General features: G+C 71.8%; 20 protein-coding genes. 5 read left to right on the plus strand and 15 right to left on the minus strand.

The window, feature by feature from the left end:
• Positions 1-7 precede the first annotated feature (7 nt).
• Positions 8-1,246 carry a glycoside hydrolase family 10-like protein gene (locus tag IF11_RS0132155; RefSeq protein WP_030355322.1) on the minus strand — a complete coding sequence of 413 codons (1,239 nt, stop codon included), beginning with the start codon at positions 1,244-1,246 and terminating at the stop codon, positions 8-10.
• Positions 1,247-1,438: 192 nt separating this feature from the next.
• On the opposite strand from IF11_RS0132155, the gene IF11_RS0132160 reads away from it, so the two are divergent.
• Both IF11_RS0132160 and IF11_RS0132165 read left to right on the plus strand, forming a co-directional pair.
• Positions 1,439-2,299, plus strand: coding sequence for a 3-hydroxybutyryl-CoA dehydrogenase (locus IF11_RS0132160; RefSeq protein ID WP_030355323.1), 861 nt, complete (start codon positions 1,439-1,441; stop codon positions 2,297-2,299).
• A 174-nt stretch (positions 2,300-2,473) separates the two neighbouring features.
• Positions 2,474-2,731: a hypothetical protein gene (locus IF11_RS0132165; protein WP_030355324.1), complete on the plus strand. Its 258-nt coding sequence runs from the start codon at positions 2,474-2,476 to the stop codon at positions 2,729-2,731.
• A 15-nt stretch (positions 2,732-2,746) separates the two neighbouring features.
• Here the strand turns inward: IF11_RS0132165 and IF11_RS0132170 are convergent, their stop codons facing one another.
• The 10 genes from IF11_RS0132170 to infC form a co-directional block, all read right to left on the minus strand.
• The gene (locus tag IF11_RS0132170) at positions 2,747-3,277 is read right to left on the minus strand and encodes an NUDIX hydrolase (protein ID WP_030355325.1); all 531 of its coding nucleotides are present in this window, start codon (positions 3,275-3,277) and stop codon (positions 2,747-2,749) included.
• A gap of 85 nt (positions 3,278-3,362) precedes the next feature.
• On the minus strand, positions 3,363-4,703 hold the full coding sequence (locus IF11_RS0132175) for an NsdA family TPR-like regulatory protein (protein WP_030355326.1): 1,341 nt from the start codon (positions 4,701-4,703) through the stop codon (positions 3,363-3,365).
• A 360-nt stretch (positions 4,704-5,063) separates the two neighbouring features.
• Entirely contained in the window at positions 5,064-6,188 is a 1,125-nt protein-coding gene (locus IF11_RS0132180; RefSeq protein ID WP_063759271.1) for a PP2C family protein-serine/threonine phosphatase, read from the minus strand.
• 204 nt (positions 6,189-6,392) lie between these two features.
• Positions 6,393-8,921, minus strand: a complete 2,529-nt coding sequence (pheT, locus tag IF11_RS0132185; protein ID WP_030355328.1) for a phenylalanine--tRNA ligase subunit beta — start codon at positions 8,919-8,921, stop codon at positions 6,393-6,395.
• Positions 8,921-10,048, minus strand: coding sequence for a phenylalanine--tRNA ligase subunit alpha (gene pheS, locus IF11_RS0132190; protein ID WP_030355329.1), 1,128 nt, complete (start codon positions 10,046-10,048; stop codon positions 8,921-8,923). Before pheS ends, pheT begins: the two co-directional genes overlap by 1 nt.
• A 123-nt stretch (positions 10,049-10,171) precedes the next feature.
• Positions 10,172-11,359 (minus strand): sensor histidine kinase, encoded by a 1,188-nt coding sequence (locus tag IF11_RS0132195; RefSeq protein WP_030355330.1) that lies wholly within the window; start codon positions 11,357-11,359, stop codon positions 10,172-10,174.
• A gap of 84 nt (positions 11,360-11,443) precedes the next feature.
• On the minus strand, positions 11,444-12,283 hold the full coding sequence (locus IF11_RS0132200) for a TrmH family RNA methyltransferase (protein WP_030355331.1): 840 nt from the start codon (positions 12,281-12,283) through the stop codon (positions 11,444-11,446).
• A 157-nt stretch (positions 12,284-12,440) separates the two neighbouring features.
• Positions 12,441-12,827, minus strand: a complete 387-nt coding sequence (gene rplT / locus IF11_RS0132205; protein WP_030355332.1) for a 50S ribosomal protein L20 — start codon at positions 12,825-12,827, stop codon at positions 12,441-12,443.
• Between the two features lie 99 nt (positions 12,828-12,926).
• A complete protein-coding gene (gene rpmI, locus IF11_RS0132210) occupies positions 12,927-13,121 on the minus strand; it encodes a 50S ribosomal protein L35 (protein WP_030355333.1) in 195 nt (64 codons plus the stop codon).
• Positions 13,122-13,250: 129 nt separating this feature from the next.
• Positions 13,251-13,904, minus strand: a complete 654-nt coding sequence (gene infC / locus IF11_RS0132215) for a translation initiation factor IF-3 (protein WP_078491029.1) — start codon at positions 13,902-13,904, stop codon at positions 13,251-13,253.
• 367 nt (positions 13,905-14,271) lie between these two features.
• On the opposite strand from infC, the gene IF11_RS0132220 reads away from it, so the two are divergent.
• Positions 14,272-14,634 carry a DUF1844 domain-containing protein gene (locus IF11_RS0132220; protein ID WP_030355335.1) on the plus strand — a complete coding sequence of 121 codons (363 nt, stop codon included), beginning with the start codon at positions 14,272-14,274 and terminating at the stop codon, positions 14,632-14,634.
• Between the two features lie 47 nt (positions 14,635-14,681).
• On the opposite strand, the gene IF11_RS0132225 is transcribed toward IF11_RS0132220, so the two are convergent.
• On the minus strand, positions 14,682-15,416 hold the full coding sequence (locus IF11_RS0132225; RefSeq protein WP_030355336.1) for an SseB family protein: 735 nt from the start codon (positions 15,414-15,416) through the stop codon (positions 14,682-14,684).
• Between the two features lie 41 nt (positions 15,417-15,457).
• Between IF11_RS0132225 and IF11_RS0132230 the strand changes: the two genes are divergently transcribed.
• Positions 15,458-16,114 (plus strand): serine hydrolase, encoded by a 657-nt coding sequence (locus IF11_RS0132230; RefSeq protein ID WP_030355337.1) that lies wholly within the window; start codon positions 15,458-15,460, stop codon positions 16,112-16,114.
• Here IF11_RS0132230 and mycP read toward each other — a convergent pair.
• Positions 16,089-17,300, minus strand: coding sequence for a type VII secretion-associated serine protease mycosin (gene mycP, locus IF11_RS0132235; protein WP_030355338.1), 1,212 nt, complete (start codon positions 17,298-17,300; stop codon positions 16,089-16,091). The two genes, IF11_RS0132230 and mycP, sit on opposite strands and share 26 nt — an antisense overlap.
• Before the next feature lie 17 nt (positions 17,301-17,317).
• Entirely contained in the window at positions 17,318-18,658 is a 1,341-nt protein-coding gene (locus tag IF11_RS42485; protein WP_240627934.1) for a hypothetical protein, read from the minus strand.
• A 195-nt stretch (positions 18,659-18,853) separates the two neighbouring features.
• Between IF11_RS42485 and IF11_RS0132245 the strand changes: the two genes are divergently transcribed.
• A complete protein-coding gene (locus IF11_RS0132245) occupies positions 18,854-20,056 on the plus strand; it encodes an amino acid deaminase/aldolase (RefSeq protein WP_030355340.1) in 1,203 nt (400 codons plus the stop codon).
• Between the two features lie 22 nt (positions 20,057-20,078).
• Here IF11_RS0132245 and IF11_RS0132250 read toward each other — a convergent pair whose 3' ends face one another.
• Positions 20,079-21,023, minus strand: a complete 945-nt coding sequence (locus IF11_RS0132250; RefSeq protein WP_030355341.1) for a DUF2510 domain-containing protein — start codon at positions 21,021-21,023, stop codon at positions 20,079-20,081.
• Between the last annotated feature and the right edge of the window lie 144 nt (positions 21,024-21,167).

Consider the following 21,167-nt stretch of genomic DNA (forward strand, 5'->3'; position numbering starts at 1 on the left):
GCTGGGCTCACTTCTCCGCGCGCTTCCCGTAGTGGTCGGCCACCACCCTCGACATCGCCCCGATCGGATCCGCGCCGACCTCCTTCGCCGAGAAGAAGCAGTGCCCCCGCACCCCCGCGTACTCCTTGGCGAGGGTCAGATGGCGGGACAGCTCGGACGGGTCCTGCCAGGCGGCCGGCTGGGCCGGATCGCCCACTTTGTAGAGGGCCTCGCCGATGTACAGATCGACGCCCGTCCCCCGTACGACGCCGTCCCACCAGCTCAGCAGCTTCGCGTAGTCGGCGGCGGCGAAGCCGATGTTCCAGTACAGCTGCGGGACGATGTAGTCGATCCAGCCCTTCTTGATCCACCCTCGGGTGTCGGCGTGCAGATCGTCGTATGTCTGCACCCCGGCGCGGGTGTCGGAGCCGAGCGGGTCGGTGGCGGCGTTGCGCCACACCCCGAACGGGCTGATCCCGAACCGCACATGCTTCTTGATCCTCTTGATCCGCTCGGCCGTCTCCCGCACCAGCCGGTCGGTGTTGTCCCGCCGCCAGGCCGCCTTGTCCGGGAAGCCCGCTCCGTAGCGCGCGTACGCCGCGTCGTCCTCGAAGACCTGTCCGGCGACCGGATACGGATAGAAGTAGTCGTCCCAGTGCACGGCGTCGATGTCGTAGCGCTTGACCGCGTCCAGCATCGCGTCCTGGACGAACGTCCTGACCTCGGGCAGACCGGGGTTGTAGTAGAGCTTCCCGCCGTACGGCAGCACCCAGTCCGGGTGGACCCGGGCCGGATGTGTCGCGATGAGCCGCGAGGGGTCGGTGTGGTTGGCGACCCGGTACGGGTTGAACCAGGCGTGCAGCTCCAGTCCGCGCGCGTGTGCCTCCCGTACCGCCGTACCCAGCGGGTCCCAGCCGGGGTCCTTGCCCTGGGTGCCGGTGAGGTACTGCGCCCAGGGCTCGTACGGCGAGGGCCACAGCGCGTCCGCCGTGGGCCGTACCTGAAAGACCACGGCGTTCAGCCCGCGGGCGACCGCCGTGTCCAGGTGCTGGAGCAGCTCGGCCTTCTGCCGGTCGGCGGTGAGCCCCGGCGCGGAGGGCCAGTCGCGGTTGACGACGGTCGCGATCCACATCCCGCGCAGCTCCCGGCGCGGGGCGTGCCGCCGTGGTACGGACGCGGCGACGGCCGCCACGTCCCCGGCCGTGACCAGCGAGGTCACCACCCCTGTCGCCGCCGCCACGAACCCTCTTCTGCCGATCTGCCCCATGCTCCGTCCCCTGTGTCGGTCCGCGCGGCCGGGTCACCGGAACCCGGGCCGCCGTACGGCCTCAGCATGCCCGCCCCGGCACCCCGTCCACACACCCCGGCGGAGTAACGTCCTGTCCCGGGGCGGGCGCCGGAATCACACGGGGGACCTGCCGGGACACGGACCAGCGAAAGGCACGATGTGACCGACACCCTGACCGATATCGCCCGCGTCGGAGTGGTGGGCTGCGGCCAGATGGGCGCAGGCATCGCGGAGGTCGCCGCGCGCAGCGGCCTGGAGGTCAAGGTCGCCGAGACCACCGGCGAGGCCCTGGAGATCGGCCGTACCCGGCTGCAGAACTCCCTCTCGAAGGCCGCCGAACGCGGCAAGATCACCGAGACGGAGCGGGACGAGGCGCTCGGCAGGCTCAGCTTCACCACGGATCTCGGGGAGTTCGCCGACCGCGATCTCGTCATCGAGGCGGTCGTGGAGAACGAGCAGATCAAGACGGAGATCTTCCAGGTGCTCGATCAGGTCGTGACGCGTCCCGACGCGATCCTGGCCTCCAACACCTCCTCCATTCCGCTGGTCAAGCTGGCCGTCGCGACCTCGCGTCCCGACCAGGTCATCGGCATCCACTTCTTCAACCCGGCCCCGGTGCAGAAGCTGGTCGAGCTGATCCCCGCGCTCACGACCTCGGACGAGACGGTCAAGCGCGCCGAGGCCGTGGTCCAGGGGGTGCTCGGCAAGCACGCGATCCGGGCCCAGGACCGCTCGGGATTCGTGGTGAACGCGCTGCTGATTCCGTATCTGCTCGCCGCGATCCGGATGTTCGAGTCGGGGATCGCGAGCCGCGAGGACATCGACAACGGGATGGAGCTGGGCTGTGCCCATCCGATGGGCCCGCTCAAGCTCTCGGATCTGATCGGCCTGGACACCGTGGCGTCGGTCGCCGATTCGATGTACGCGGAGTACAAGGAGCCGCTGTACGCGGCGTCCCCACTGCTCCAGCGGATGGTGGACGCGGGCAGGCTGGGCCGCAAGACGGGCGCGGGCTTCTACTCCTACGGGTGACGATTACGGAGAGTCGCAAAATTCGCACGGCGTGTGCGAAGGGTGCTCGCATATGCCATTCACACACCCTGCTGCCCCGCGCACAAGGGGAGTTGACTCGGTTCCGCTTGGTCCCGGCACCGCCGGGGCCGGGCGTCGAACCGTTGGACGACATTCCCGAACAGGAGCGGATTCGTGACCACCCCCTCTGACCATTCTCTGGTCGGCGAAGAGTGTGCCGAGTTACGGCGCAGCCTCGACGTCGGTCTCGCCAGGACCGACGGCAGGCTGGCGTTACTGGCCCAGCGCAACGACCAGACCGACAAGGATGTGACCGATCTGGCCGCGCGCGTCGCGGCCCTGGAGCACGCCAGGTGGCCGCTGCCCGCCGTGGCGGCGCTCTGCTCGCTCGGAGCGCTGGCGGTGGCGGTCTGGCAGTCCCTGGGCCGCTAGTGCCGGCGGCCAGGACTAGCCCAGCCTTAAGTGATGGAGCATCAGCAGCCCGGCCGTCATATTGGCGGCCGGGATCTCACCCCGGGCGATCATGTCCGGCACCAGCTTGAGCGGGACCCACTCCCGGCGCGAGGACTCGAAGTCGTCCTCGGGATGGCCGATGTACGTGGCGTCCTCCGCCCAGTAGAGATGGTGCCTGGCGTCGGTCAGGCCGTTGGACGGCTCGACCGTGAGCAGATGCCGGAGCGGTCCCGGGCGCCACCCGGTCTCCTCCTCCATCTCCCTGGCGGCCGCGGTCTCGATGTCCTCGCCGTCCTCGACCACCCCCGCGGCCAGCTCCCAGCCCCAGCTGTCGGTGATGAAGCGGTGCCGCCACAGCATCAGCACCTCGTTGGCGGAGTTGACCGCCGTCGCCACGGCGACGGGGCGGAGCCGGATGAGGAAGTGGTCCAGATGCCGGCCGTCAGGGAGTTTGACGTCCGCGAGATTGACCCGGAACCAGCGGTTCTCGTACACGGTCTGTTCGCTAAGTTTCGTCCACTGCACGTTTCTGCCACCTTCCGACAAGTTGATGGCAATATCGCAGCAGCAGTCTTGGCGGACGGGAACGTGCGGGGGCTCATAAAGGGGCTCACAGAGGAACGCGCAGCGCGCCTTCGATGAGTTCCGCCGTCTCCTCGGCGTCCGTGGATCCGCTGGCCACCAGCTGTTCCTGTACGGCGCGCAACCGGTCTCGCAGGCGCTGGGACTCCATCCCCCTTGCGCGCTCGGCCATTTCGGCCGCTGTTCTGGCGGCGCGGTCGGCCTCGCCCTGCCGCAACTCGATATGGCTGAGCATCGCGAGCCGGTGGACCCGGCCGCGATCGTGCGCCGGGGTGTCCACGGCCGCCGCCGCGTGCGCCCGTGCCGCGGCCAGATCACCGAGGCTGAGCAGCGCCTCCGCCACCTGTACATTCACCAGACCCGGCTGAACGTAGCCCGTCTCGTCCGGCTCGTGGCCGGGGCGGATGCGCTCCGCCTCCGTCTCCGCGCGCCGGATACAGCCGAGCGCCCCGCTGCCGTCGCCGAGATGCGCATACGACTTGGCCTGCATCGCGTACAGATCCGCGGCGAGCGCCGGGGTGATCTGGCGCCCGGCCGTCCGCAGCGCCGCCTCGGCGAAGGCGACGGCCTGGCGGTACTCCCCCATGTGCAGCGACTGGTTGACCAGCAGCGCGATCACATACGCGCCGAGACCCCGGTCCCCGCTCGCCTTGGCCAGCCGCAGCGCCTGGTGGAAGTAGCGCTGGGCGAGCCCATGGGCGTCGGAGTCGTACGCGCAGATACCGGCCACCGCGACCAGACCGCCGGTGGCGCGGTGCAGTTGGCGGCCCAGCGCGTCGCTGTACCCGCCGCGCAGCAGCGGGGCGGTCTCGGCGTTGAGGAAGCGGACGATCCTGGCGCGGGTGGCGACTCCGCCCGCCCGGCGGTACATCAGCTCGTAGTGCGCCCTGGCCGACCGCAGCAACTTGATGTCCGCCGGGCCGACCTTGTTGCGGCCGCTGCGGGAGACATCGGCGTCCTCGGGAGGGTTCTCCCACTCCCAGACGGGCATGACGGCGGGCGTGCCGGTGACGGTGGGGGCGCCCACTATGTGCGGACGTTGCTGTTCGTCGCAGCGCCACAGCGCGGTGGCCCGTTCCACGAAACCGGAGAGCGGGGTGCCATGCGGTACGAGCGACTCTCCCGTCACCCCGAGCCCGATGTCGTCCAGCGTGAGCGAGCGGTGCAGCCGCTCGCTCAGCACCGCGCAGATCAGGTCGGGCACTTGGCCGCGTGGCCGCTGTCCCTTCAGCCACCGTGAGACGGCGGTGTGTTCGTAGCGCAGGGCGAGGCCTCTGGCCCGGCCCGCCTGGTTGACCCGCGCGGCGAGACCGGCATGGGAGATACCCGCCTCGTCGAGCAGGGAATCGAGCAGAGAATTGGGGTGCATGAGTGCCCCTCCGGTGGCTCGGCCGAACCAGCGTAGTGGAACGGGAAACGCACGGGGTGTGAACGTAATGCCCGGAAACACGCCCCGTGCACCCTGCCGCGGGGATCGCGGGACCGGTTGACTGAATCGCCTCGCAAAAGAGGCGCCGGGCCGCCGGCTCCCCCTCGTACAGTGCGGTGGCCCGCAACCGCGCCGTCCGCCCCGCCGACCTGCCCGACACTCCGCGGCGGAGCGGGCGGCGCGTGTACGAGACAGGGAGGCCGGGGCAGCCATGGGGCCTTCCAGCGGGCTTTCGGACAGCGGGCTTTCCGACAGCGGTCGTTCGGCGCCGGGGTCGCTCGACGGGGGTGGCGCGCCGGGTCATCCCGGGCCGGGCGCGTGGGTGGTGGGTTCCCGCGCGGAAACCCACGTACAGCACAGGCCCGGTCCGCCGGGCTGCGCGGGCACGCGTGAGGAATCGCCCACCGGTGGGCGGTCGTTGCGCAGCACGAGCAGCGCCATGTCGTCGGTGATCCGCCCGCCGGTGTGCCGCAGCAGCGCCGCGTGGACCTGGCGCACCACGGCGGCGGGGGACAGGGGCGGGCCCGCCGCGGCCTGCGCGAGCGCTTCCTCCAGAGCGAAGAACCGCCCCGCCGAGTCCCGGGCGTCCTCGGCGCCGTCGGTGTGCAGGAACAGCGCCTCACCGGGCCGCAGCGGACCGCACTGGTACGGCAGCAGATCGGCGGGCAGCGGAAAGGCGCCCAGCGGCGGCAGCGGCTCGCCGGAGGCCAGCCGGGCGGCGCCCCGGCCGAGCCGATAGGGCCAGGGATGGCCGCAGTTGAGAGCCCGTACCTCCGCGTCGGCCCCGATCTCCAGCAGCAGTACGGTGACGAACTCCTCCCCCGACAGGGAGTCCGGCTCCTGGCCACCGGCGGCGGGCGGCTCCTGACGCGCCAACTCCCGCAGATGGCGCTGGTGAGCGCGGTCGAGCCGGCGCAGGACGCCGTCGAGCCCGGCCTCGTCATGGGCGGCCTCCCGGAAGCTGCCGAGGACCGCGGCCACCGCCCCGATGGCGGGCAGTCCATGGCCGCGCACATCCCCGATGACGACCCGCACCCCGTAGGCCGTGGCCACCACCTCGTACAGATCGCCGCCGACATCGGCGCCGCGCGAGGCGGAGAGCTGGCGTGCGGAGAGCGCGAGACCGTCCAGCCGGGGCGGCAGGGTCCGGATCAGCACCTCCTGGGCGGCCCGCGCCACGGCCTTGACCTCCCGCAGCTCCCGCGCCGCCCGCCGCCGTACGCGGATCAGCAGATACGCCACCACCAGCAGGAAGACGACGCAGTTCACGATGCGCGAGAGCAGGTCGTCGCGGTCCGCCGCCGGGCGGGTCAGCTCCCAGGTGATCACCGCTGTGAGCAGACCGCCCGGGAGCGCGCATTCGACAAGGCCCCAGGAGGCCGGCGCTTCCGCCTGCGCGTCCTCTGTCGCCTTGGTCCGATTCATCCGTCGGCCTCCCTCGGCCGCCCGGCCGCTAAGCCGTGGGGCGTACGTCGACCGTCTCGGCCTGATCGATTGTGTCGATCACGGAAGCCCCATGACGTGACACGCCAGGACTTCTCACCCGAATGAGTGAGGGGCGCATCCGGTGATCCGGGTGCGCCCCTCACGGGCCGAGAGCCAGTACAGCGACGGCGCGCGGCAGGGTGGTCACGCGCCGCGCAGGACCGCCCCGGTCCGTTCGGCGGCGAGCGCGACGGCCGCGTCACGGGCCGCCGTGGCCTCGTCGACCGTCAGTGTGCGGTCCGCCGCCCGGAAACGCAGGGCGTAGGCAAGCGACTTGTGCTCCTCACCGATCTGCTCGCCGGTGAAGACGTCGAACAGCCGCAGGGATTCGAGGAGTTCCCCCGCGCCCTCGCGCAGCGCCCGCTCCACCTCGGCGGCCGGCACTTCGCTCGGTACGACAAGCGCAACATCCTGCGTGGCCACCGGATAGGTGGAAATCCGCGGCGCCTTGATCACACCGGCGCCCGCGCGCTCCAGCAGATCGAGATCGATCTCCATGGCGCAGGTGCGGTCCGGCAGCCCGAGCGCCTTCACGACGCGCGGATGCAGTTCTCCGGCATGGCCGAGGAGCGTCTCCTCGCCGTCCACGGCGGCGAACAGCGCGGCGCAGCGGCCGGGGTGCCACGGCTCGTACCGCTCGGCCCGTACGGTCAGTTCGGCCCCGGCCTCGCGGGCGACGGCACGGGCCGCCTCGACGGCGTCCGCCCACTCCGCGGGGCGTCCCTTGCCCCACCAGCCGGCCTGCTCGCGCGCGCCGGCCAGCACGACGGCGGCGTACCGCGGCTGGTCCGGCAGCGCGGCGTCGAGCGCGGCCACTTCCTCGTCGGTCGGCCGCCGGTCGACGGGCAGCCGTACCGGCACGGTCTCGTGGCCGGTGGGCCGGAAGACCAGTCCGGTCTCGAAGAGCGCCAGATCGTGCGACCCGCGGCCGTCGTTGCGGCGCAGCGCCGTGAGCAGGCCCGGCAGCAGCGTGGTGCGCAGCGCGGGCTCCTCGTCGGAGAGCGGGTTGACGAGCCTCACCGTGCGGCGCCGCTCGTCGTCGGCCGGCAGCCCGAGGGCGTCGAGCACCGCGTCGCCGAGGAACGGGTAGTTCAGCGCCTCGACATAACCGGCGCCGGCCAGGGCGCGGCCGACCCGGCGGTGCAGCCGCTGGCGCTCGGTGAGCCCGCGGCCGGACGGCGGGGTGGGCAGCGTCGAGGGGAGGTTCTCGTATCCCTCAAGCCGGATGACCTCCTCGGCGAGGTCATTGGGCTCGCCGAGGTCGGGCCGCCAGGACGGGACGGTGACGACCAGCTCGTCCTGGCCGTAGACGTCGCAGCCGATCTGCTGGAGCCGCCGTACGACGGTCTCCCGGCCGTACGTGACACCGGCGACCCGGTCGGGGTGGTCGGCGGGCATGGCGATGGTGTGCGGCGCGGAGGGCGCGATGATCTCCGTGACCCCGGCCCCGGCGGAACCGCCGGCGAGCAGCACCAGCAGGTCGACGGTCCGCTGCGCGGCGGCGGCCGCGGCCTGCGGGTCGACCCCGCGCTCGAAGCGCTTGGACGCCTCGGAGGCCAGCTTGTGGCGGCGCGCGGTACGGGCGATGGAGATCGCGTCGAAGTGCGCGGCCTCGATCACCACATCGGTGGTGCCCTGGACCTCGCCCGTCTCGGGGGGAGCCGTGGTGTCGGCGATCTCGGTGTTCGCGCCGCCCATCACACCGGCGAGGCCGATGGGCCCGCGATCGTCGGTGATGACCAGGTCCTGGGCGTCCAGCACCCGCTGGACACCGTCGAGCGTGGTGATCTTCTCGCCCTCGTGGGCACGGCGGACGCCGATGGCGCCCTCCAGCCGGGAGCGGTCGTACGCGTGCAGCGGCTGGCCGAGCTCCAGCATCACGTAGTTCGTGATGTCGACCGCGAGCGAGATCGGCCGCATCCCGGCCTTCTGGAGCCGGCGGCGCAGCCAGATGGGGCTGTGCGCTTCCGGGTCGAGGCCGGTGACCGTACGGGCCGTGAAGCGGTCGCAGCCCCTCGGGTCGGCGATCTTCACCGGGTGGCCGTACGAGTTCGGCGCGGGCACGTCGAGCAGCGCCGGGTCGCGCAGGGTCAGCCCGTACGCGATGGCGGTCTCGCGGGCGACCCCGCGCAGCGAGAGGCAGTAGCCGCGGTCGGGGGTGACGGCGATGTCCAGGACCTCGTCCACCAGCTCCAGGAGCGCGATGGCGTCGGTGCCGGCCTCGTACTCGGGCGGGAGCACGATGATGCCGCCCGATCCGTCGTCGCCCATGCCCAGCTCGTCGCCGGAGCAGATCATTCCGTGCGAGGTCCTGCCGTACGTCTTGCGCGCGGAGATCGCGAAGTCACCGGGCAGGACGGCGCCGGGGAGGACCACGACGACCTTGTCGCCGACGGAGAAGTTCCGGGCGCCGCAGACGATCTCCTGCGGCTCGCCGGTGCCGTTGGCCGTGCCGACATCGACCGTGCAGAAGCGGATGGGCTTCTTGAAGCCCTCCAGCTCCTCGATCGTGAGCACCTTGCCGACGACGAGGGGGCCCTTGAGCCCGGCGCCGAGCTGCTCGACGGTCTCGACCTCCAGACCGGCGGAGACGAGCTTGGCCTGGACGTCACGGCCGGTCTCCGTCGCCGGCAGGTCGACGTACTCCCGCAGCCAGGAAAGCGGGACGCGCATCAGATCTCCATCCCGAACGGCCGGGTGAACCGGACGTCACCCTCGACCATGTCTCGCATGTCTTCGACGTTGTGGCGGAACATCAGCATCCGTTCGATCCCGAACCCGAAGGCGAATCCGCTGTACTTCTTGGGGTCGACGCCACAGGCGATGAGCACCTTGGGGTTGACCATGCCGCAGCCGCCCAGCTCGATCCAGCCCTCGCTGCCGCAGGTGCGGCAGGGCCGGTCGGGGTTGCCGACCGAGGCGCCCCGGCACACGTAACAGACCATGTCCATCTCGGCGGACGGCTCGGTGAAGGGGAAGAAGTTCGGCCGGAGCCTGGTCTTCATGTCCGCGCCGAAGAGCGCCTGGACCATGTGGTCCAGGGTGCCCTTGAGATCGGCCATGGTCAGGCCCTCGTCGACGGCGAGCAGCTCGATCTGGTGGAAGACCGGGGTGTGCGTGGCGTCCAGCTCGTCGGTGCGGTAGACCCGCCCCGGGCAGACGATGTACACCGGCGGCTCGCGGTCGAGCAGGGCGCGCGCCTGGACGGGCGAGGTGTGGGTACGGAGCACCACACCCGATTCGTCGCCCTCCGTGCCTTTGGGGCCCTGGACGAAGAAGGTGTCCTGCATCTGGCGCGCCGGGTGGTCGGGCACGAAGTTGAGCGCGTCGAAGTTGAACCACTCCGCCTCGGCCTCGGGGCCCTCGGCGACCTCGTAGCCCATGGCCACGAAGACGTCCGCGACCCGCTCCATGAAGCCGGTCAGCGGGTGGCGGGCGCCGGCCGGGGTGCGGTCGTACGGCAGCGTGACATCCACCGCCTCCTCGACCAGCACCCGGGCGTCCCGCTCCGCCTCCAGCTCGCTCTGGCGGGCGGCCAGGGCCTTGCTGACGGCGCCGCGGGCCTGGCCCACGCGCTTGCCCGCCTCGGCCTTGGCCTGGGGGGGCAGGGCGCCGATCTCCCGGTTGGCGAGGGCGAGCGGCGAGGTACCTCCGGTGTGCGCGGTCTTCGCGTGGGCGAGCGCGTCGAGATCACCGGCGGCGGCGAAGGCGGCGAGCGCCTCGTCCCGCATCCGCTCGATCTCTTCCGGTTTCAGTGCCTCGACCTCGACTGGGTCGTACGACTTGTTGGGTGCCGACATCTCTTCCGTACTTCCGTTTGGCTGGCGAAACGACCCTGCTCGATCACTGGGGAGCGCGAAGGCGCGAAGGTGCCAAAAGTCGAGTCTAAAGGTCGTACGAAGGTGAAGAAGCCCGTGGGCCGCTCAGGACAGGTAGGCCGGAGCGCCGACGGGCAGGATAAATCGGAACTCGGCACCGCCGCCGGGTCCGCGGCCGACGGTGATCGTCCCGCCGTGCGCCTCGACGATGCCCTTGACGATATACAGGCCCAGGCCGGTCCCGCCGCGCTTGCTCCCCCGCCAGAAGCGGGTGAAGACACGGCCCATCGACTCCTCGGGGATGCCGGGACCCTCGTCGCACACGGTGACGGCCGTTCCCTTCTCTGTCTCCGTCTCGGTTTCCGGCCGCGTCGCGTGGCTGAGCGTCGCGGCGGCCACCTCGATGGTGACGGTTCCCTCCCCGTGGCGCACCGCGTTTTCCAGCAGATTGCCGAGCACCTGATCGATCTTGTCGGGATCCGCCCACAGATCGGGCAGCGGCTGCTGTATGCGTACGAGGAACCGGTCCGGCGACTGGCCCGCGGCGGTGTGCGACTGGACATGGCGGCCGACGGCCGCGCCGATGTCCACCGGCTGGCGGCGCACCTCCAGCCGGCCCGAATCGATCCGGGAGATGTCCAGCAGCTCCGCGATCAGCCGGGTGACCCGGTTGGCGTCGGCATCGACGGTCTCCAGCATCAGCCGCTTCTGGTCGTCGGTGAACCGCTCCCACTTGGCGAGCAGCGTCGCCGTGAACCCCTTCACGGAGGTGAGCGGGGAGCGCAGCTCATGGGCGACGGTCGCGATCAGCTCCGCGTGGCTCAGTTCGGTACGGCGCCGCGCCTCCGTGCCCCGGATGGAGATGACGAGCCGGCGCAGGGGCCCGGTCGGGTACGCGCGTACGTAGCGGGCGGAGACCAGGACCTCCCGGCCGCCCGGCAGCAGCAGATTGCGCTCGGGCTGGCCGACCCGGGTGGCGAGTCCGCCGTACGGATCGGTCAGCGCCCACCAGCGGCGGCCCTTCAGATCCTCCAGCGGCAGCGCCCGCTCCAGCGGATGGCCGAGGGCGTCGGCGGACGGGACGGCGGTGATCCGGGCGGCGGCGGCGTTGAAGCAGATCACCCGGCCGGTCTCGTCGGCGACGACCAGCCCGTCGGGCAGCTCGTCGGGGTGGATCCCCCCGTCGCCCGCGCCGATCCGCTCATCCATACCGGTCCGCTCACCCGCGCCGGTCCCGTACGGGGGCGGTAAGGCTCCCTGGACCGCGGCGGGTCCGCTCGCCCCGACACTCATCCCCGCATCCCACCTCTTCCGCGTAGCTCAGTGGGCCCCAGAAAGCGCAACAGTACTAGCTGAACGTGACGGAGCGGGACCCCCTCAGCACGTACCGCGCACGCGCTGGGCGCGCGCCGAGGCATAGAGACATACGGCAGCGGCCGTCGCGAGGTTCAGACTCTCGGCCTTTCCGTGGATCGGCACCCGTACCACCGCGTCCGCGAGGGCGCGGGTCTCGGCCGGCAGCCCCCATGCCTCGTTGCCGAAGATCCAGGCGGTGGGCCCGCCCATGGTGCCCGCGTCCAGCTCGTCGTCCAGGTCGTTCTCGCCCGCGCCGTCGGCGGCCAGGATCCGTACGCCCGCGTCCCGGAGCCCCTGGACGGCCCGCTCGACGGGGACGCCGACGGCGACCGGCAGATGGAAGAGCGAGCCGACGGACGCCCGGACCGATTTGGGGTTGTAGAGATCGACGGAGGCGTCGGTGAGGACGACGGCGTCGGCGCCCGCCGCGTCGGCGCAGCGCAGCACCGTACCGGCGTTCCCGGGGTCGCGGACATGCGCCAGTACGGCGACGAGCCGGGGCCTGGCCCGCAGGATCTCCTCGAAGGGCGAGTCGAGGAACCGGCACACCCCGAGCAGCCCCTGCGGGGTGACGGTCTGGGACACCTCGGCGAGCACGGCGTCGGGGGCGAAGTGCACCCGGGCCCCGGTGGCGCGGGCGGCCTCGACGATGTCGGCGTACCGCTCGGCGGCCTCGACGGTGGTGAACAGCTCGATGAGCGTCGGCTCCCCGCCGTCACCGCGATGGGCCACCGCTTCCCGTACGGCCTGCGGCCCCTCCGCGATGAACCGGCGTTCCTTGCCGCGGAAGGCGCGCTTGGCGAGTCTCCTGGCGGCCGTGACGCGCGGGGAACGCGGGGAGATCAGCTCGGGGGTGCCCATGGACGGCGGTTCTCACTTCTCGTATGAGGACGTACGGGTGACGTACGGGTGGCTACGCGTACGGGAGGACGCAGGGACGCGCGGGTACGCGTGGAACGCGCCGGACCCGCAGGCGCGCTGCCTGCGGGTCCGGCGGGAAGTACGGCGGCCTGACGGGTCAGGCGGCGGCCTTCGGGGCGTTGACGTCGCTCGGGAGGGCCTTCTGGGCGACCTCGACGAGCGCGGCGAACGCGCTGGAGTCATTGACGGCCAGCTCGGCGAGGATCTTGCGGTCCACCTCGACGTTGGCGGCCTTCAGACCCTGGATGAAGCGGTTGTAGGTGATGCCGTTGGCGCGGGCAGCGGCGTTGATCCGCTGGATCCACAGCTGACGGAAATCGCCCTTGCGCTTCTTGCGGTCGTTGTAGTTGTAAACGAGGGAGTGAGTGACCTGCTCCTTCGCCTTCCGGTACAGACGCGAGCGCTGGCCGCGGTAACCGCTGGCCGCCTCGAGGATTGCCCGGCGCTTCTTGTGGGCGTTGACTGCCCGCTTGACGCGTGCCACGTGTTAACTCCTTGTAGCTGGGTCACGGGTGGTGGCGTGACCCAAGAACGGCTTGGTCCCTGTAGGTGTCCTGGTCCCGCGCCGCGGCGGGACGCGGGACTACAGGCCGAGAAGCTTCTTCGCCTTGGCGGCGTCGCCCGGCGCGAGCTCGACGGTGCCGGCGAGGCGGCGCGTCAGCGTCGAGGGCTTGTGCTCCAGGTAGTGGCGACGGCCGGCACGCTGCCGGAGCACCTTGCCCGAGCCGGTCACGCGGAAGCGCTTCTTTGCACCGCTGTGCGTCTTGTTCTTCGGCATGGCGCCGCTCTCTCCTCGTCAGTGGCGCTCCCAGCCGGCCGGTCGGCCGGCGCTCGGGAGCGTCATATCTCTGGTATGTGGTTCTGGTCCGGACCGGACCCGAGGCGCCGCCTGTCGGCGCCCCCCGGATCACGCTTCGGAAGATGCCTCGGCCGGAGCCTCGGCCGCGGATTCCTCGGTCGCGTACCCCTGGCGCTCCGCCTTGCGGGCGGCCTGCGCCTCACGGGCCTCGGCCATGGCCTCGGTCTTCTTCTTGTGCGGGCCAAGAACCATGATCATGTTCCGGCCGTCCTGCTTCGGGTTCGACTCGATGAAGCCGAGCTCCTCGACATCCGAAGCGAGACGCTGGAGCAGTCGGAAGCCCAGCTCGGGGCGGGACTGCTCACGACCACGGAACATGATCGTGATCTTGACCTTGTCACCCTGCTTGAGGAACCGGACGACATGACCCTTCTTGGTGTCATAGTCGTGCGGGTCGATCTTCGGCCGGAGCTTCATCTCCTTGATGACCGTGTGCGCCTGGTTCTTGCGCGCCTCACGGGCCTTCATGGCCGACTCGTACTTGAACTTCCCGTAGTCCATGAGCTTGCACACGGGCGGACGGGCGTTCGCCGCGACCTCGACCAGGTCCAGGTCGTACTCCTGCGCAAGCTCTAGGGCCTTGGCGAGCGGGACAATGCCCACCTGCTCGCCACTGGGACCGACAAGTCGCACTTCGGGAACGCGAATCCGGTCGTTGATGCGGGGCTCGGCGCTGATGGATCCTCCTCGGTAGCACCACACGACCGCCTGGCAGACAGCCGCGTAACGTCTCTGTATACAGACCAACCGCGGCGGAACATCAAAAATGCCCCGGACGGCACACAGGCAGGAGCTCCTCGAATACCGGAGCACCGCCGCGCGTATGCCACGGGGCGCATCGGGCGGTTCCATCGTCCGTACGGAACGATGGGCACCACCTGACCGGTGACCCGCCGCCCCTGAGGAGCGGCCAGGTGGGAGATCGGAGCCTCCACTTGTGGGCCGGGCACGCACGTGTCCGACCGGTCGTTACACAAGGTTAGCAGCTCCCCGGGGGTGGTGCGAACCCCCGCGTACCACTCCGCTCCCGGGGCCGGAGCCACTCGGGCGTACGCCTATCGTGTGGAGCATGAGCGACGCGACCTCCCCCCAGGAAACCCCCGGCTATGACGCCATGGCCCGCGACATCGCGGAAGTACCCGCCGTCGAGGTGATCGTCACGGTCGCCGTGAATCTGATGAGCGCGGCCGCCGTCAAGCTCGGTCTGACCGAGGAGGGCGACGAGCACAAGGACCTGGACGAGGCGCGCAAGCTGGTCCACGCGCTGGCCGGGCTGATGGACGCGAGCGCGACGGAGATCAGTTCCTTCCACGCGGCTCCGCTGCGTGACGGACTGAAGTCGCTCCAGCTGGCGTTCCGCGAGGCGTCGCTCGTACCGGACGAGCCGGGGAAGGGCCCCGGCGAGAAGTACACGGGGCCGGTCTACGGCTGATCCGGCTCCACTGCTTTCAGGTACCTCACGCGTACTTCACTCGTACTTCACGCGCGTACGAAGAGGGGCTCGCCGGGTGGCGTGGCCTCGGCCGGCAGCAGTGCCAGGTCGAGTCCGCGTACCAGGCGGGCCCTCAGTACGTCATCGGCCGCGAGGGCCTCGGCGATCCTGCGGGCGGCCTCGGCCGGATGCGCGGCCGGGTCGAGCACGAGCGCGAGCGTGCCGTCCGCGCTGCCGGGGCCGAGATGCGCGCGGAGCACGGCGGGCTCGGCGGCGACGGCGGACCGTACCGCCGCGCCGACGGCGGGATCGGCGAGCGGATCGGTGCTGGTGCGGCCCTCGGCGAGAGCGAGCAGCGCGGGGCCGGTGAGCTGGTACGGCACAGGGCCCGCGAGATCGATCACCACCGTGTCCGCCCGCTCGTGCGCGGCTGCCTGGAGCGCCTGACGCAGCGGTACGGCGACGGGCCGGGCCTCCGGGTTCCAGCGGGCCAGCGCCTCGACGGAGGTGAAGGCGGGCAGCGCGCGGCGGTCGCCCGCCTGGAGGGTCGGCACGGCCATGTCACTGGTCTTCTCGCGGCGCAGGCCGGTCTCCTCGTCCTCCTCCGCCTCACCGAGCACGGCGACCACGGGAACCAGCAGCCGGGCGTCCTTGAGCGCCGCCAGGACGCGCGGTTCGGCCGACCGGTCCCCGGCCCAAGCGGCGAGGGCGGCCGTCAGCTCGGGAGCGGCGGTGCCGTCGTCGTCGGAGAAACCGGGGTCGGGGATGTTCTTGATGGCCACGGGACGAGCCTAAGGGTCCCGTCGGGACGTACGGTCGTCGGGTGGATCTCTCGGTCGCGGTGTACGACCTGGCAGGCGGGGGCGCGTGGGCGTCGGGCGAGGACCGGACGTATGTCACCGCGAGCGTGGTCAAGGTCGCGGTCCTGGCGGCGCTGCTGCTGCGGGCGCGGGACTCGGGGCGGTGGCTGACGGCCGGCGAGGAGCGCCTCGCGGAGGCCATGATCGAGCGCAGCGACAACGAGGCGGCGACGGCGCTGCGGGCGGCGGCCGGGGGTGTGGCGGGACTGGACACGGCGCATGCCCGGCTCGGGATGACCCGGACGTCGGCGGCGCCGGCCTGGGGGCTCACCCGCACCACCGCGCGCGATCAGCTGACGCTGCTGAAGGCGGTGTTCGGCGGCGCGGATCCGGCGGCGTCCGCCGGTCTTGACGAGAGGTCGCGTCGCTATCTGGCGGGGCTGATGGGGCGCGTGGTGCCCGGACAGGACTGGGGCATCTCCGCGGCGGCGGCGGACGGCGACTGGGCGCTGAAGAACGGCTGGCTGCCGCGAAGCGACAGCGGTCTGTGGGTCGTGCACTCGGTCGGGCGGGTACGGAACTGTCTGGTCGCCGTGCTGTCCGACGGCCATACAACAAAGGACGCGGGGATCGCGCGGGTCGAGGAGGCGGCCGTCAGCGCCGTACGCCGGTTCGTCTGAGCCCGCCGCGCCACAGCAGGACCGCGCAGGCCAGCAGCAGGGCCCCGGAGCCGCCCACCGCGGGGGCGAGCCAGGCGGCGGGTTCCGAGTTCTCACGCGGGGCGTCGGGGCCGCTGCCGAAGTACCGCTTGTCGTATCCGTCGGCGCCCGCTGCCTCGCTCTTCAGATCCGTACGGGACAGCTTCGCCCCGGCCTTGATCGCGGCGGCGGGATCGACCAGACCGTGCCCGCGGGCGTCGTCGTGGCCGTCCTTCGGCGCGTCGCGCGCGGTGTCCGCGAGGAGCTTCTTGATCTGCGCCGGGGTGAGATCGGGGTGGGCGGAGCGTACGAGCGCGACGGCGCCGGAGACGAAGGCGGCGGCGGCGCTGGTGCCCCAGCCCTCGTAGTAGCGGCGGTCAGGGTCGGCGATGACCACATTGACGCCGGGTGCGCTGACGGTGGCGTACCAGCGGCGGGTGGAGAACGCGGCGCGCGTCCCGTACTCGTCGACGGCCGTCACCGCGATCACCCCGGGATAGGCCGCGGGGTACGAGACATGGTCGCCCTTCTCGCCGCCGTTGCCCGCCGAGGCGACGACGACGGCGCCCTTGGCCAGGGCGTACTGGACGGCCGCGTCCTCCCCCGGTTCCGGATGGGCGGACTCGCTGTCGTCGCCGAGGGAGAGGTTGATGACGTCGGCGCCGTGGTCGGCGGCCCACCGGATGCCTTCGGCGAGGGCGCCGCCCTTGGAGGAACGGGCCTTGGCGCGGGCGGGGTCGGTGCCTTCGAGGATGACGCGTACGGGGAGGATCTTCGCCTCGGGCGCGATTCCGAGGACCCCGTCGGCGCGGTTGGGGCCATGGCCGTGTCCGGCGATGATGCCGGCCATGGCGGTGCCGTGCCGGGCCCAGGCGCGGTCGCCGCTGCGCGCCCCGAAGCCGATCAGATCCCGGCCGGGCAGCACCTGTCCCTCCAGGTCGGGATGGGTGGCGTCGACGCCGGTGTCCAGGACGGCGACGGTGATGCCCCTGCCCTGCGCGGTGCGCCACGCCTCCTCGGTGTGCATGGCGTCGAGGGCCCACTGCTGCGCCCGGATGGCGTCGGCGTGCGCCGGAGGGGCGGAAACGAGCAGCAGGACGGACGCGGCGGCGAGGGTGGCGGCGAGGCGGTGGCGGCGCGCGGGACGGCCTGGAGGGTTGGGAGTCATGCCGGGAGGGTTCGGGGTCATTGAGAGGCCGCCGTTCGGGCGCTGACGGTCTTGCGCAGCCCTCGTTCTATCCGGTCCGCGATGCCCTTGGCCTCGTGGCCGAGGCCGGACTGCGCGGGCGCGGTCGTGGCGCCCTTGGCCATGGCCTTGTCGACGGGCTGGGGAGCGGGGACTTTCCGTCCGTCGGCGAAGCCGGAGACGGCGAACACGACGACGGGCGCCTCGGTGAGTACGTTCACCGTCCAGCTCGCGCGCTGGGCGTCACCGAACCCGCCCGCGACGGTGCCCTTGACGGGAAACGTACGGGGCATCAGATCTGCGCGTTCACCGAGGCTCTCGTTGCGGAACCGGGTGCGCAGGGTGTCCATCGCGACGGCGTCGGCCTGGGTGAAGACAAGACCGACGGTGGTGACGTTGCTGGACGTGGCGTCGACGTATGTGGCACGCAGCACGCGCGCGCAGCCGACCGGGCGCAGCGTTCCGAGGAGCAGCGGGTCGAGGGTGCCGGCGCAGCCGCTGTCGGGTGCGACGCCGATCCTCGTCCACTCACGGTCCGCTCCGCCGGGCCCGGCGCCGTCCCCCGCGAGAGTGCGCGGGAAGAGGGTGTCGACGGGCACGCTGTGCCAGAGGCCGCGTGCGGTGGCGAAGGTGTCCCGGGCGGCGGGGTCGGCGGCCGAATCCCCGGTCAGCCAGCTCCCGGTGGCGGCGCCCCCGATCAGCCCGAGCCCCAGCACGACGCAGGCCACCGCGGCGGCGACCCTGAAGGGATGGTGCCGGGAGGGCACGGGGCGCAGCCTGGTGGTGGTCTCCTGGGGCGTCTCGGGACGCTGCCCGCCCCAGGGGTACGGCGGCGGCGCGGGCAGGGACCCGGGCGAGCGCAGGGGCGGCCTGGGGGGTACGGGCAGCGAGGGTGGCGCGGAAGGCCGGGGCGGCACGCGCGGCACCGCTCCGGCGGGGGCCGGGGGCACGGGCCGGAGGCGGGTCGTGATCTCGACGGGGGCGGAGGGCACCGGCCGGAGGCGGGTGGTGATCTCGACGGGCGCCGGGGCTGAACCGGCGGGCGGAGCCGGGGCTGTCGTCGGGGCTGTCGTCTGCGCCGGAGGGCCGGCCGGGCGCGGGGCCGGATTCCCTGCCGGGGCCGGGGACTTGGCGGCCGGTGGAGCGGGAGGTCCGGACGGCGGTGGTGGTATCCGCACCGGCTCGGGCGGGGGCAGCAGCGCGTCCGAGATCCGTGATCTCGGCGGACGCGGGGCGTCGGACTGCGCGTCCTCCCCGGCCTTGGCCGCCTCGGACTCCGGCGCGGGCGGTGGTGCCGCCGGGCGGGGCGGTACGGGAGCGCGTCGCGCTTCGGTACTCATCCGTCCCCCTGTGCCACCTGTGCAGACCGGTCCCACCACATACCGATTCGCCGTACGGAACAGGCCCGTTCGACGCGGCGTGTGCGTCACTCTACGGGGTGGAGCGGGCCCGGCGGGAACGACCGCGAAGGCCCGTGGTGATCTGCCCAGATCATCCCCCTACCGTGCGGTAATCCCGTCTGGCAAGCTCGGTCCATGACTCCGCGCGCCACTGACCGGGCACGGTACGACCGCGCCACCGCTCATCTCGACGCCCCGCTCGCCCTGGTCGATCTCGAAGCGTTCGACGCCAACGCGGACGATCTCGTCCGGCGGGCGGCGGGCAAGCCGATCAGGGTGGCGAGCAAGTCGGTGCGCTGCCGCGCGCTGCTGGAACGTGTGCTGGGGCGCGACGGCTTCGCGGGGATCATGTCGTTCACACTGGCCGAATCGCTGTGGCTCGCGCGGGCCGGGTTCGAGGACGTGCTCCTCGCCTATCCGTCGGCGGACCGCGCCGCCTACGCGGAGCTGGCCGCCGATCCCAAGCTCGCTGCCGCCGTCACCGTGATGATCGACGACCCGGCGCAGCTGGACCTCATCGACGCGGCGCGGGACGGCGGACGTGAGGAATTCCGGATCTGTCTTGAACTGGACACGGCCTTGCGGCTGTTCGGCGGGCGGGTCAGGATTGGTGCACTGCGCTCCCCGCTGCGCGAGCCGGCCCAACTGGCCGAGCTCGCCAGATCGATAGCCCGACGCCCCGGATTCCGGCTGGTCGGGCTCATGGCATACGAAGGACATGTGGCCGGGGTAGGGGACGCCCTGGCAGGACGGCCGCTGAGGTCGCGTGCGATCCGGCTGATGCAGTCCGCGGCCCGCAAGGAGCTGTCGGAGCGGCGCGCGGCTGTGGTGCGCGCGGTGCGGGCCGTCGCGCCGGAGCTGGAGTTCGTCAACGGCGGCGGCACGGGCAGCGTCCAGCACACCGCGGCCGAGGAGGCGGTGACGGAGATCGCCGCGGGCTCGGGGCTCTACGTTCCACGGCTCTTTGACAACTACACATCGTTCACGGGCCGTCCGGCGGCGCTCTTCGCCCAGCCGGTGGTGCGCAGGCCGGGTGTGGGGGTCGTGACCGTGCTCGGCGGCGGCTATCCGGCGTCGGGGGCGCCGGGTGCGGACCGGCTGCCCGCGCCGTATCTGCCCGAAGGGCTGCGTTACGACGGGCAGGAGGGGGCCGGCGAGGTGCAGACCCCGCTGCTCGGGCCGGCCGCCGACGATCTGCTGATCGGCGACAAGGTGTGGTTCCGGCATGCCAAGGCGGGTGAACTGTGCGAGCGCTTCGACACGTTGCAGCTGGTCGAGGGCGACCGAGTGGTGGCGGCCGTGCCGACGTACCGGGGTGAGGGCCGCACGTTCCTCTGACATGCTCCTCCGAGGGCGCGCGTCAGGGGCCGATGGAGCTGCCCACGCCGCCCGAGACATCGCCGATCGGGCGGATGCCCTCGGTGATCGTGTCCATCAGAGTGAGCGGCGGTCCCTCCGCGCCCTTGTCGAAGGCGAAGCGCACGATGATCAGGGACTCGGTCCCGGAGGTCGACGGGAAGACCAGCGACTGGACATAGCCACCGGGGCCCGCGCCGGTGGTGACCTGCCACCGCACCAGATATCCGGTGCGTCCCGCGACCACGGCGGACTCGGACGCGAGCACCTTGTGGGACGTGATGCCGCCGTAGCGGCGGTCGCCGAGGGCGGTCTCCTCGTAGGTGCCGTCGGCCGCTCGGGAGATGTCCTTCTTGGCCAGGGCCTCGGCGGAGAGCCCATCGCTCTCGGTGGTGCTGCGGGAGGTGACCGTACCCCAGCGGCAGAACGGCCCGGAGTCGTGCGGGCAGTCGTAGGTGTCCACGGTCGTCATGGTGACGGCGTTGTCGACCGTGGACTCGGGCCGCTCCCAGCCCTGTGGGATCGGCAGTGTGATGCCGTTCAGCTGGTCGACAAGGACCCTGGGGTCCTCGCTGGGTGTCGCGTCGGGGGCGCCGCTGTTCTTCTCCCGTGTCGGAGAGGGCTCGGGGGTGCCGCCTCCCGTGGCCCGGGGCCGGGCCGCCGGCTCGTCGTCACCGAGCAGGACGACTCCGGCGGCGACGGCCACCACGAGGACAACCCCGGCGACGAGGACCGCCACCAGCCCGCCCCGCCTGCCGCCGCCACTCTTCCGACCGCCGCTTCCGGCCTCGACGCTTCCGACGCCGATGCTTTCGGGGCCGCCGCCGTCAGCCTGGCTGCCCGCGCCGAGCGGTCTGGTGTGCCCGGTCCAGGAAGTCCCGTCCCACCAGCGTTCGGTGGTCGGGACACCTGGATCGGGATACCAGCCCGGCGGAGTCGTCATGCTCATCCGTCCACCCTAGGGCCTGTCTTCAAAGTAGCGCCGTTCGCCCGGAGGGCGGGCCTGGCGGCGTCCGGTGCACTGCGTTCGCTGCGCTCTCTCCGTCTCGGCGCCTTGATTCCTCCTTCGGATGCCGAGCGGCGATCGCAAGGC

Origin of the sequence: Streptomyces scopuliridis RB72 (assembly GCF_000718095.1) — a bacterium.
GTDB classification, from domain to species: Bacteria; Actinomycetota; Actinomycetes; order Streptomycetales; family Streptomycetaceae; genus Streptomyces; species Streptomyces scopuliridis.

Excerpts from the sequence above, each read along its gene's own strand:
- pheS (WP_030355329.1), bottom strand. The coding sequence starts at position 10,048 with ATGTCGGCACCCAACAAGTCGTACGACCCAGTCGAGGTCGAGGCACTG.
- rpmI (WP_030355333.1), bottom strand. The coding sequence starts at position 13,121 with ATGCCGAAGAACAAGACGCACAGCGGTGCAAAGAAGCGCTTCCGCGTG.
- IF11_RS0132200 (WP_030355331.1), bottom strand. The coding sequence starts at position 12,283 with ATGGGCACCCCCGAGCTGATCTCCCCGCGTTCCCCGCGCGTCACGGCC.
- IF11_RS0132155 (WP_030355322.1), bottom strand. The coding sequence starts at position 1,246 with ATGGGGCAGATCGGCAGAAGAGGGTTCGTGGCGGCGGCGACAGGGGTG.
- IF11_RS42485 (WP_240627934.1), bottom strand. The coding sequence starts at position 18,658 with ATGAGTACCGAAGCGCGACGCGCTCCCGTACCGCCCCGCCCGGCGGCA.
- IF11_RS0132180 (WP_063759271.1), bottom strand. The coding sequence starts at position 6,188 with ATGAATCGGACCAAGGCGACAGAGGACGCGCAGGCGGAAGCGCCGGCC.
- pheT (WP_030355328.1), bottom strand. The coding sequence starts at position 8,921 with ATGCGCGTCCCGCTTTCCTGGCTGCGGGAGTACGTCGACCTGCCGGCG.
- IF11_RS0132220 (WP_030355335.1), top strand. The coding sequence starts at position 14,272 with ATGAGCGACGCGACCTCCCCCCAGGAAACCCCCGGCTATGACGCCATG.
- IF11_RS0132250 (WP_030355341.1), bottom strand. The coding sequence starts at position 21,023 with ATGAGCATGACGACTCCGCCGGGCTGGTATCCCGATCCAGGTGTCCCG.
- mycP (WP_030355338.1), bottom strand. The coding sequence starts at position 17,300 with ATGACTCCCAACCCTCCAGGCCGTCCCGCGCGCCGCCACCGCCTCGCC.
- IF11_RS0132175 (WP_030355326.1), bottom strand. The coding sequence starts at position 4,703 with ATGCACCCCAATTCTCTGCTCGATTCCCTGCTCGACGAGGCGGGTATC.
- IF11_RS0132195 (WP_030355330.1), bottom strand. The coding sequence starts at position 11,359 with ATGAGTGTCGGGGCGAGCGGACCCGCCGCGGTCCAGGGAGCCTTACCG.
- IF11_RS0132245 (WP_030355340.1), top strand. The coding sequence starts at position 18,854 with ATGACTCCGCGCGCCACTGACCGGGCACGGTACGACCGCGCCACCGCT.